The 12476-nt window shown below is 29.7% G+C and carries 12 protein-coding genes; 1 reads left to right on the top strand and 11 read right to left on the bottom strand.

Features of this window, described 5'->3' with window-relative positions:
- Positions 1-131: 131 nt before the first annotated feature.
- From N5D90_RS00310 to N5D90_RS00260, 11 genes are all read right to left on the bottom strand, one after another.
- Positions 132-506, bottom strand: coding sequence for a VOC family protein (locus tag N5D90_RS00310; protein ID WP_280061168.1), 375 nt, complete (start codon positions 504-506; stop codon positions 132-134).
- A 142-nt stretch (positions 507-648) separates the two neighbouring features.
- Entirely contained in the window at positions 649-1470 is an 822-nt protein-coding gene (locus N5D90_RS00305) for a helix-turn-helix domain-containing protein (RefSeq protein ID WP_280061167.1), read from the bottom strand.
- Between the two features lie 361 nt (positions 1471-1831).
- A complete protein-coding gene (locus N5D90_RS00300; RefSeq protein WP_280061166.1) occupies positions 1832-2329 on the bottom strand; it encodes a hypothetical protein in 498 nt (165 codons plus the stop codon).
- Position 2330: 1 nt separating this feature from the next.
- Complete coding sequence (locus N5D90_RS00295; protein WP_280061165.1) at positions 2331-4742, bottom strand: DUF5686 family protein; 2412 nt, start codon at positions 4740-4742, stop codon at positions 2331-2333.
- Between the two features lie 76 nt (positions 4743-4818).
- Positions 4819-5373, bottom strand: coding sequence for a ribosome recycling factor (frr, locus tag N5D90_RS00290; protein ID WP_115000990.1), 555 nt, complete (start codon positions 5371-5373; stop codon positions 4819-4821).
- Positions 5374-5381: 8 nt separating this feature from the next.
- Positions 5382-6092 carry a UMP kinase gene (gene pyrH / locus N5D90_RS00285; RefSeq protein WP_115000992.1) on the bottom strand — a complete coding sequence of 237 codons (711 nt, stop codon included), beginning with the start codon at positions 6090-6092 and terminating at the stop codon, positions 5382-5384.
- Between the two features lie 50 nt (positions 6093-6142).
- Positions 6143-6910: a TatD family hydrolase gene (locus N5D90_RS00280; RefSeq protein ID WP_115000994.1), complete on the bottom strand. Its 768-nt coding sequence runs from the start codon at positions 6908-6910 to the stop codon at positions 6143-6145.
- Positions 6900-7889, bottom strand: a complete 990-nt coding sequence (locus N5D90_RS00275) for a GSCFA domain-containing protein (RefSeq protein ID WP_280061164.1) — start codon at positions 7887-7889, stop codon at positions 6900-6902. The genes N5D90_RS00280 and N5D90_RS00275 overlap by 11 nt, the downstream gene beginning before the upstream one ends.
- 3 nt (positions 7890-7892) lie before the next feature.
- A complete protein-coding gene (locus N5D90_RS00270; RefSeq protein ID WP_280061163.1) occupies positions 7893-8864 on the bottom strand; it encodes a polyprenyl synthetase family protein in 972 nt (323 codons plus the stop codon).
- Between the two features lie 39 nt (positions 8865-8903).
- Positions 8904-9359 (bottom strand): hypothetical protein, encoded by a 456-nt coding sequence (locus N5D90_RS00265; RefSeq protein ID WP_280061162.1) that lies wholly within the window; start codon positions 9357-9359, stop codon positions 8904-8906.
- 42 nt (positions 9360-9401) lie between these two features.
- Entirely contained in the window at positions 9402-10391 is a 990-nt protein-coding gene (locus tag N5D90_RS00260; protein ID WP_280049271.1) for an LLM class flavin-dependent oxidoreductase, read from the bottom strand.
- Positions 10392-10895: 504 nt separating this feature from the next.
- Between N5D90_RS00260 and N5D90_RS00255 the strand changes: the two genes are divergently transcribed.
- Positions 10896-12473, top strand: a complete 1578-nt coding sequence (locus N5D90_RS00255) for a tetratricopeptide repeat protein (protein ID WP_280061161.1) — start codon at positions 10896-10898, stop codon at positions 12471-12473.
- The last annotated feature ends 3 nt before the right edge of the window (positions 12474-12476 follow it).

Below are 12476 nucleotides of genomic sequence, written 5' to 3'. Positions count from 1 at the left end.
TTAGTTATTATTTAAAGTTATAAAAATTATAGGCATAATTTTTGCGAATATTTTTCAACCAACCTAAAAATCCTTTACAATTTCAATGAAAATGTAAAGGATTTTTAATTTTAGTTTATTTTTTGAAGTGATTATTGAGGTGAATAAGTCACAATATCAATTCCTACTCCATTTGGATCTTTTATTGCAAAATGTCGATCTCCCCATGGTTCGTCTCGCAACACAATTATTATTTCTACATTTTTAGCTTTTAATCTTTGATAAACCTCATCCACATTATCAACTTCAATTGTAAGGTAAACACCTTTTCCGTCAAATTTTGATTGAAAAAGAGGTTGTTGACTTGGGTGGTGAGGCAGTAAAAAACTAATCTCATTACTTTTATCCGGCGTATGAAGCAAAAGATAAAATTCATTTTCGAACGTAATTCCAAAATCTAAAACTTCGGTATAAAACGTTTTGGTTTCTGTTAATTTTTCTGTTATAATTCCAGCATTTAATTTCATTGTTTGAGTTCTTGGGATTTGACAATTTATTTTGATTGAACCAAATAATAGAATTGTGATTATGATTAATTTCCTCATCTCTACTATATTTAAAATCAAAATTGAAGAAAATCACTTGTTTAAAATAGTAAAAAATGGACAATCATCGATTGTAAAATTTTGAAGGCGTTACCCCACAGAAATTCTTAAAATCTTTAATAAAATGCGATTGATCGTAGTATCCGTAATCATAGAAAAGTTTACTCTGTCGTAGACTTTGTTTGGAAGGCTTTGCTCTTAATATATTTTGAAACTGAACAACTTTACAAAATGATTTGATATTTGTTCCTACATAATATTCAAATAATCGACTTAACTGTCTTCTACTAATTCCAAAATCAACAGACTCTTCGATAGATAGAACGCCATTTGACTTCAGTATCAATTCAAGATTTTTATATAATCGTTGATCAGAATCAATATCAATCTTATTTAACTCATCAATAAAAAAATCATCTAATTGTTTACATATTTTATAATTTGTGAAATTTGAATCAAAATTTTCCTTTATAAAATTTGAAATTTTAGGTAATACATTTTCTACTAATTGAAATTGATTACTAAGTGAAGAAGCATTAATCTTAAATAAATTTGTAAACATTGAAGGTAAAAATCTAACACCAATGTAATGAAATCTATTTTCAAGAGGAAATTCTGTATATTTTTTACAAAATCCCATTACATAAGATTCTGACAAGAAATGGAGATCAAAATAAATATCAATACAACCATCTGCAACAACTCTATAAATAAACGGTTCTGTTAATTTATCGATTGTTTTTAATTCCCAGTAACAATAAATATACGACTGTAAAATAGGATTTGGTAACATTTCAGAATAACATACAGATTTATCACCATATTTTATTGATGGCTGACTTGGAGCAAAATAGGTTCTAATATTTCGAAAATCTTTGTCAAACATTATTTTAAAGTTAGTGATTCAATTTATACAAAATTGAAAGATCCTTTACAATTTCAATGAAATGTAAAGAATTTTAGTTTATTTTTTGAAGTGATTTTTATAAGCCTATTCTATATCCATTATCAATTAAAGAATAAACTATACCAAGTAAACTAGAATACCAAATCAACATACTCAAAAATAATTCAAATTTCTTTTTAAATAGCAATACTAAAATATCTATTACCGAAATTAAAAAAACTATTATAAAATATGCAAATAATGCATCTAATTTAGAATATATCAAGAATAATAGAAAATATAGTATAACAGAAATTAAAACTCTTACTAGAATACTATTTTTTAAATCCATAACAAATGTTTAATTAATCGAATCTGTCTTTTGATATTTTCCGTTTTTCATATAATCAACAGCGATTAATTTTCCGCTCAAATCATATTGTTTTATAGTTCCATTTCCTTGATGTAAAGTTCCACAATCTAATTTATTGCTATTGCCATCAAAACAATTTTCTATATCTGATAATTTATTGTCTTTGAAAACATAAGTATTATAAGGTTTTCCATTTAGGTGAAAATTATAAAATTTATCCTTTACAATTCCATCTTTAAAAATAGTCTTACTTGCTAAATTACCATTATTGTGATAAAATTTCATTTTACCATTTATCACATTATTTCTGTAATTAATAATACGTTGAACCTTTCCATTACTGAAATAAATTGTAGATTTTCCTTGTTTTATCGAATCATTTATAAAATGTTCTATTTTATATTCTCCATCAGATAATTCGGTTCTAACTTTTGTTGAACAAGAACAAATAATCATTAAACATAGAATAAGAAAAGTCAATTTCATTTTACAAGAAATTCAAATTGACAGTTAATTTTAAATAGAAATTATCTTGGAATTTTTCTTCTGAATAAGCACCTAAACGGTAAAATGCTCCCAATCCAAATGTCTTGAAAATTAAATTATTTACCTCAACACCTGTTTCGTGATAATAATGATTTAAGGTTTTGAACTCTAAATTTTGATGATCTGCTCTATCTTTCATATCACCCAAAACTCCACGGTAAACGAATTGTGGGAAAATAATTTTGTTTCCAACCTTAACGCCAGCAAAAATATGTTTCAACTGAAATGACACAAATCGATCAGAATAAAATTCACCTGGACGCATTGTTTCGAAATTCGTTAAACCTCCTACTCCAAAATTCAAAAAATCATTTCGCTTTGCATTTCCTTGTCCTTCGTACAAATTCATCAACGGCATTTTTCCTTCGACCCAACCCGCATTTACATTGAAATTTGTTTTACCAACTCGCGTATCAAACACATCAAAATAAGAAACATTGAAACGAAGCGGATCATAATCAGAATTGAAAATATCCCAATATTTCGTCAGTGTTGCATAGAAAACAGATTTCCCGCTATTCACCGTCACTTTTCCGTAAGGCGTGCGGATAAACTTGTCTTTTGGCGCAAAACGAATCGCTAATTGCGTGTTATACAAATCGTACCAACCAATATTATTCATGAAAGAATAATCAAATTCTGCTTGTTGTTTTTCGTAATTTGCCGAGATATTAAAGGTTACATTCTTGAAAATATCTTGCTCATATCCAAACGAATAACGTTTATAAGAAAAATATTCGTGGTTATAAATATTACTAAAAGCTCCAGAAATTAGACGTGTATAATTCGATTGTAATAAAATTGGCGTTTTCCCAGAAGCCGAAACATCTTGCGAGTATTTTGCAAAAATTCGACCCGAATAAGGTTTATTTACATAATAATCTCCACCAAATCCAAACTTGAATGTTTCATCTTTGAAACCATAAGCCGAATAAGCATTCAACGAATATTTATCGCTCCAATTTTCGTTTGTATTAAACGCAGCACCAAGTCTAAAACCTTCGTAATCGTTAAACGCTAAGATTTTTGTTAAATCTAAATCAACTTTTCCTAACGATAATTTTCCACCAGAATTGATGATTCGCGTCAATTTCATTTGACGTTCTAACTTATATTTATCGCCAATACTATCAATTGTCGTGTATGTATTTCGCTCTTTGTTCGATAATGACGAATCACGATAATCTTCCATCACATTGTCCCATTTCTTTTCGTTCATATTTTGAAAAGAAATTTCGTCTTCGTAACCTAAAAATTCGTTGCGTTTGAAATGAGCTGGATTCTGAATATCCTTGAAAGTTGTTTCGAGATTAATCCAAATTTTTTCTTTTTTATCAATAAAATCATCATCAGCTAGTTTCTCTGTAATCTTGAAATTACCAGCTTCCATGCGATATTTTTGTTGATTTGGAATCCAAGTTCCATTATTCAATTTCCAATCTGCTTCTAATTCGGCAACATAATTTGAAATCGTATTTTCTGCTTCAATTTTGATTAAAGCATACGTTCTATCATCAATCCAAAGTGTTCCTTTAATTTGTCTTTTATCTGTTTTGATTGATGGAAAAAAGCTAATAACAGCCGTTTTTCGTCCATCAATAAAAATATCTTCTTTGAAACCATAACGGTAATGCGAAAGACCTTCGCGACTTACTGGATTAATAATTCCTTTGAAGAAAAAATTGATTTTATCTTGATCAAAATTGAACGCAATTGGTTGCATCGCCAAATATTCGTACAAAGGCGAACGCATTCCAGAAATACGAGAAGATTGAACGATATTTTTTAGTCCAAAACGCTTCGAAACTTTGTGATCCATTGCACGTTCTCCCAAAAATAAATGACTATTGTCTAACAATTTTTTCCATTGATTATTGACAGAATCTTTGTGATTTTGAGGTTGAATGATAAACGGAATCGAATCATTATTTACGGTACTCCAAAATTTTGTGTATGATTTTAGGAAAATATTTCCGCCATTTCTGATTGTATTTTTGGATTGATTGCGAATTGCTTTGATAATCAAATTACGACCAACAGAATCATTTGTCGTAAAACTAACCTCGTCCAAACTAATGAAAGAAGGTTTCATCATAATTTCGACCAACTTTTTACCGTCAGTCTGAATACTTTCTGAGAAATATCCGTTTTTGATTACATCAATAAAATGAACAGAATCATTGATATCCAATTCTCCTAATTCGTCGGTTTGACCAAGGAATTGTTTGGTATCGCTGTAAACGTTTGCACCTGTTAAACGAAATTCGTCTTGAGCATCGAATACTCTTACTTTAATTTGAGCAAATGTGGCAATTGAGATACAGAAATTTAGCAGGAATATATAATTCTTCATCGTTTGAAATTGATTATGCAAATAAATAAAAAAAGCAGCGAAACGCTGCCTTAAAATATTTTTTTTTCAAGAAAGATTAAACTTTCATGATTTCAGCTTCTTTTTTCGTTAAAGCTTCTTCTAATTTCTTAGAAAACTTGTCTGTTAATCCTTGTACACGTGTTTCGTAATCTTTCACCATGTCTTCAGAAGCTTCTTTTACAGCTTTCAATGCTTTATTGGCATCTTGGCGTGCATTACGAAGTGAAATTTTTGCAGTTTCCATGTCCGATTTGGCCATTTTCACTAACTCTTTACGACGTTCTTCTGTTACTGGAGGAATACTGATAATGATTGTATCTCCATTGTTAGAAGGTGCAAAACCTAAATTAGCATTAATGATTGCTTTTTCGATTTCGTGAATTAAATTTCTCTCGTATGGTTGAATGCTCAATGTCATTGCATCTGGTGTATTAACATTTGCAATTTGAGTTAACGGAGATAAACTTCCGTAGTAATCAACACGAACTGAACTTAACATTGCAGGAGTAGCTTTACCTGCTCTTAATTTGTCGAATGCAACCTCTAAGTGACTTACAGTTCCCTGCATTTGCTCCTTAGCCGTTTCTAAAATAATATCTAATTCTTCCATTTCGGGATTTATTTATTTGTTACTAGAGTACCTACGTTATCTCCTAAAATTAATTTTTTCAAGTTACCATCTGTATTCATATCAAATACAATAATAGGTAAATTATTTTCTTCACTCAAAGTAAAAGCTGTCATATCCATTACTTTTAAGTTTTTATCATAAACTTCTTGATAAGAAATTGTTTCGAATTTCTCTGCTGTTGGATCTTTTTCTGGATCTGCAGTATAAATTCCATCAACACGAGTTCCTTTCAAAATAACATCAGCTTGCGTTTCAATTGCTCTCAAAACGGCTGCTGTATCTGTTGTAAAATATGGATTTCCTGTTCCTGCACCAAAAATTACGACACGACCTTTTTCTAGATGACGCGTTGCTCTTCTTTTGATAAATGGTTCTGCGATTTGCTCCATACGAATAGCCGTTTGTAAACGCGTATTAACGCCAGCATCTTCCAAAGCTCCTTGCAATGCCATACTGTTAATCACAGTTGCTAACATTCCCATATAATCTCCTTGTACACGATCCATACCAGAAGCAACACCTTGTACACCTCTAAAAATATTACCACCTCCGATTACGATTGCCACTTCGCAACCAAGTTCTGCAACTTCTCTAATTTGTTGCGCATATTGTTTCAGCATATTTGGATCAATACCATATTGTAAATCTCCCATTAATGCTTCACCACTCAATTTAAGTAATATTCTTTTGTATTTCATCTTGTCAAAGGTTTTCTTTTGCAAATATAATTTTTCTATTCTGATTTATCCTAACGTTCGAAAATGTCAAACGCATTTTTTGTTGTAATTGCTGCAATTTCAGCTGGTGTTTGATGATAAATATCGACCAACTTATCGCAAACATGTGTCAAATAACTACTTTCATTTCGTTTTCCACGAAACGGAACTGGAGCTAAATAAGGTGAATCTGTTTCGAGAACGATATGTTTGATATCAAAATCTCCTAAAAATTGATCTATTTTTCCATTTTTGAAGGTTACAACTCCACCAATTCCTAATTTCAAATTAAAATCAATTGCGCGTTGTGCATCTTCTTTTGTTCCAGAAAAACAATGAAAAATTCCAAATAATTTTTCATCTTTCACTTCTTCTAATACTTCAAAAACTTCGTTGAAAGCATCACGGCAATGAATCACAATTGGTAAATTCTTTTCTTTTGCCCATTCAATTTGCGTTTTGAAAGCATCTTGTTGCGTTTGTAAAAAATCTTTTTCCCAATACAAATCAATTCCGATTTCGCCAATCGCTTTAAATGGACGTTTATCAATCCATTCGCGCACATGAGCCAACTCCTCCTCTATTGTATCTGGATGAACCGAACACGGATGCAAACCCATCATTGCAAACATCGAATCTTGATGTTGACTTTCTAATGTCAACATTCTCTCCGTGTAACTTTTATCAATTGCTGGTAAATAAAATCGCTCTACTCCATTTTGCTTTGCTCGCGCAATTACCTCATCTATATCATTCTCAAATTGCTCCGAATATAAATGTGTATGTGTATCAATTAACATGTTTTATTTTTGATTTCAAAAGTTCTTTTTCAGCAGAAAAATCAAGTTGATTTCCTTTTTCTAATTCATTCATCAATGCAATCGTTTTTACTAAAAATTGTTGATGATTGTCTGATTCTTCATTAAAAGGACGATGATTAATCGCTGAAATAACTTTGTTTATTTTTTGAATAATTGTTTGCGTTGATTGTTCGAAATAAGTCTCCGAAAACCTTTCCCAAATATAATCAACGGCTTGTTTTGATGGATGAATCAAATCTTCTTTGAAAAAACGATAATCTCTCAAATCATCTAAAACCAATTCATACGATGGAAAATATTCAACTTGATTATTTTGAAGACTCAATTGATATAAAGCGTCTAACAATCTCGCTTTACTTACATTATTTTCGACCATTCCATCTTTTGTGTGACGAACAGGACTAACTGTTGTAATAATGCGAATTATTGGATTAATTTTCTTCAAATCTGAAACAATTAATTCCAACGATTTTAAATTTTCTTCTGTTGTTAATAATCTTTTTTCAAATTGTTTTGCCTCAACTTTATGACAATTCGCGACAACTTGATTAGATGTTTTCCATTCATAAATCCACGATGTTCCCAATGTAATCATCACAACATCACAAGAAAGAATGTAATCATAAACTTGATCTAAAGTCGAATTTAATTCCTCTAGAACAGCTTCTTTCGTCAACGCATTAAACGACGAATGTACATCGAAACAGAAAAATTCTTCTCCGTTTTGATGTACATCTGCTATTGTAAAATATTTTTTATGAATGCTTCTTTCGATTAAATTTTGAATAGAATGTGAATTAAAAATCACTCCAAATGGATTAATTAATCCATCAAACTTCAAATCGGTCAAACGTTTTCCAATTTCATCTGAAAAACAAGAGCCTATCGTCAATATTTTACGTTGATGATTGAGCTTAAAATCAGAAGATTGAATTTGAAAAGTCGTTCGAAATTGCATTTTTTATCCTTGTCGATCAATTAAAACTTCGCTTAATTCTCTCAAATAAGATTTACGTTCTTCTGGAACATCAATTTGATCCAAATAGCTGTGCGCTTTATTTGTATATTCTCTAATTAACGTCGAAAGTTTACGGTTAACATTCAGTTTTCTGAATAATTTTTCTACCGCATATACTTTATCGATATTATCTGTATTTGAACTATACCAATATAATAATTCCTCTTTTTCTTCTTCATTTGCTGCTTCTAAAGCAGAAATGTAAAGAATCGTTTTCTTGTTTTCGAAAATATCTCCAGCGTGTTTTTTACCTAAATGTTCAAGGCTACCAAAAACGTCCAAATAATCATCTTTCAATTGATATGCGATTCCTAAATTCAAACCATATTGGTACAATTTATCCGAATCCTCTTCCGAAGCATTTCCAATCATTGCACCTAATTTTAAAGCACAACCAAGTAAAACACTCGTTTTTAGAGAAATCATTTTGATGTAATCATCGTACGAAACATTCAATTTTGTTTCATAATTCACGTCCAATTGTTGTCCTTCACAGACTTCTAAAGCAGTTTTAGAAAATAATTTTGTCGAACTTTTAAATAATTCTGGTTCTAAATCTTCTAAATATTGATACGCTTTTACCAACATTGCATCACCAGAAAGAATCGCTGTATTTAATCCAAATTTTTCGTGAACTGTTGGTTTACTTCTTCTTAATGAAGCATTATCCATAATATCATCGTGCATCAACGAAAAATTATGAAAAAACTCAATCGCTAACGAAGGTTTCAATGCTTTTTCAACTTCACCATCAAACAAATCAGTTCCCAATAAAGTCAAAATTGGACGAATTCTTTTACCACCAATATTCAAAATGTAATCCATCGGTTCGTATAATTCTTCTGGATTTTTAGAAAATGGATTTTTATCAATTGTTTCGGCAATTAATTCGTGAAATTTATCAAATGAGTACATAGTTTGATTTTTGTAAAAATTAAGTTTTGGCAAATATAACTAAGAATGATTGATTTTGGGTTGTTTTCTTTTATTTTTGATTGAACCTAAAAATTCGATTCCGACAATCAAATACAAAAGAATTTGACCAATAATCGCAGCAATAAAATAAGGATGACCTTTTTGTAAAACAATCTCAGCACTTTGCAACGAAGGAATTGTCCAAAAATAAGTAGAAACAATTACTAAAAGCAACGCATTAAGCCTAAAAATCCAAATTTTATTCATTTTATATGTTCCGAAATGGATAAAAAAAGCGCCCAAAAAAGTATAAGCCAACACCTCGAAAAATTCGTTCAACACAAATTGTTCTCTAAATAAGCCAAAAATATCTTTGTGACTTACAAACAAAAACTCTTCTGGAACAAGGTAACTCCAATGGTTTGCAATAAAAAATAGAACAAGATTTAGCATCAAAACAATCGTCAATTGATCTTTGAATTGATCAACAAACATTGAATAATACTTGAACTTTGAGATTGACTTCTTTGATTTCATTTAACGAAACAATTCACTTACAATTTGATACGATTTTCGTTTTGCTTTTTGATCAAAAACATTCGTTGAAACCATCATTTCATCAATTTTAGATTCAAAAATAAATTCATCAAAACTCTGCGCCAATGCACCTTTACTTCCAATAAAAGACAAAGCTGTCATTCCTTTTAGCATATATTTTTGCTCAGGCGAAGCCAATTCTAACTGTGTTTTTTCGGGAGGAACAATTGGCTGACGTTTATCGGTAATAATATTCAAAAAACCTTGGTACATCGACATCGATAAATAATGTGCTTCTTCGTCTGTATTCGCCGCAATTACATTGACACAAGCAATCGTATATGGTTCTTGCAAAAATTCAGAAGGTTGAAATTGAGAGCGATAAATCTCTACCGCATTATAGAATTGTTGTGGCGCAAAATGACCTGCAAACGCATAAGGCAAACCTAATTTAGCCGCCAAAAAAGCCGAATCTGTACTTGATCCTAGAATATAAATCGGCACATTTGCTCCTTCTCCAGGAATTGCACGCACTTTACTTTCTTTATTATCTAAACTAAAATAGTTTTGTAGATTTTTGATTTCAGCTTCAAAATCATAATTCATAAAATTATCGCCTCTACGCAAAATAGACGCCGTTAATTGATCTGTTCCTGGCGCACGACCTAAACCTAAATCGATACGATTTGGATAAAGCGCATCTAATGTTCCAAACTGTTCTGCAACTGATAAAGCAGTATGATTAGGTAACATGATTCCTCCCGAACCAACTTTAATTCTTGAAGTTCCATTTGCTACATAACCTATTAATAAAGAAGTTGCCGCACTCGCAACATTTTGCATATTATGATGTTCGGATAGCCAATAACGACTATACCCTATTTCGTCGACAAATTTTGCGTTATCTAACGTGTTTTTGAACGTTTGATTTAATGTATCCCCTTCTCTCACATAAGCCAAATCTAACACCGAGTAATTTATTTTTCTCATCCGTTCTTCTCTAATTAAAATATGAAACTAAATTACAAAGAAAAAATTTAAAAAAAATTCCTCCATAATATACATTATAGAGGAGATAAATTTGATAATTGGATTTATAAATAGGTTTAAGTAGTTGAGAGCGTTTAGTTTTTAATTAATAGTTTGATGATAGATTAGTAATCTTTCGAAATACATAATTCAAAAATAGATTATAAATCAAAAAAAATTATATTTTCAGGGGGGACAATTGAGGGGACAAATTACATTTAATTCATTTTCAATTATTTATCCTTTACAAAAAAAGGATAAAATATTTTAAGATTATCTAAAATAAACTAAATATTAAAATTATATTTGAAAAAAAATATGCTCAAGTCCTCTATATTTTTTACTTTTTTACTAAACCTAATACTTTTATTCTCATCATTTGAATCATTTCATACTGTATATGATGATCAAATTGCATTAGAAAAAATCATATTTCAAAATAGAGATGTTGAAGATTCGTTACAATTGCAACTTAATTTTAATGAAATTAATCGTCAATCGACTTCTAATTTTAAACAAAAAAATCAAATTATTTATCAAGTATTATTAGCAAATATTTATGCTCAAAACTATGATAAGTTAAATGTAAAAAGCGAATCATTATATAATTCCGCATTAAAAAAGGCTAAAAAATTAGATTCGAACATTCAGATTTGGGTGAATACACAATTCGGATTCTATTTTTATAATTTCAGTCAATATCAAAATGCTTATCCATATTTTATGGAAGCTTCGAAACTTATCGACTTGACAGAAGATGAGAAAATTTTGTCTAAAAGTGATGTTTACAAAAAAAACGCATTTTACTTTATGAACGTTAAAGAGTATGATAAAAGTGAGAAATATCTTTTGTTGGCATTAAAATATACGGAGAAAAATGATAATGAATATGGTACAATTCTGAATGCAGTTGGACATAATTATTTGAATAAAACCAATTTCACCAAAGCAAATTATTATTTTGAGCTGACCAAAAAATATGCTTTACAAAACAAAGACGAAATTCGTTATGCAAAAGCTTTGGGTGATATCGCTTCTATAAACATACACAATAAAGATTATTCACTTGCTATAGATAATCTAAAAAAGGATATCGAAATTTCTAAAAATCTTGTAAATCATCGAAATCTTATGTATGCGAATATTCAGCTAGGAAAATTGTATTTGCAACTTAATCATTTGAAAGAGGCAAAAAATATTTTGATTGAAGCAAAAGAATATGCTGCACAAAAGAAATATTTAAATAGCTATGAATTTGACATTTACACCATTTTATTAGAAATCGCAATACGAGAAAATAACGAAGCTGACGAATTATTTGCAAGAAGAAGGTTGAGTATTTTAGAAAATGAAATTCAAAAATCAGACGGAAAAGATGTTATAAATGAAATAAATTGGAAGATTCAGAAAGAAAATTTCAATTATAAATTTGAGACCGAAAAAGTAAAACAAGAAAAAGCAATTTTATTAAAAAACGCTTTACTTTTGATTACATTATTATTGATTATCATCATTTTATTTGTCATCATTTCCTATCGTAGAAGAATAAAAATTCAAAATTCTAATTATGAAAATAAGGTTTTATCAATTCAAAATGATAAACTAAAATCTGAGAATAAGTTAAATGAAACGACCAAAACACTCGAAGCTTATAAAACTTATTTATCCGAAAAAAATAAACAAATTGTTACGCTGAAAAAAGAAATCAATACAGTTTCGAATTCAAATTTCTCAAATAAAGCACAGCAATATGATGAATTAGTTAATTTATTAGATTCTCATCTTATGACAGCTAAAAACTGGACAAACTTTAAAAGTATTTTCGATCATGAGCAGAAAAATTTTATTGAACATTTAGATCAAAACTTTCCTGGATTAACAGAATCTAATTTGAAAATCATTTACTTGTTAAAATTAGGTTTAACCAATATTGAAATATCTCAACTTTTAGGGATTTCTGCAGATTCAGTCAAAAAATCGAAACAGCGCTTAAAAAAGAAATATGAAAATTTTGAGTTGATTTTTAAAGATAATGATGATTAAGAA

Origin of the sequence: Empedobacter sp. GD03797 (genome assembly GCF_029842105.1) — a bacterium.
GTDB lineage: Bacteria > Bacteroidota > Bacteroidia > Flavobacteriales > Weeksellaceae > Empedobacter > Empedobacter falsenii_C.
This window is presented reverse-complemented; position numbering and strand designations above follow the sequence as displayed.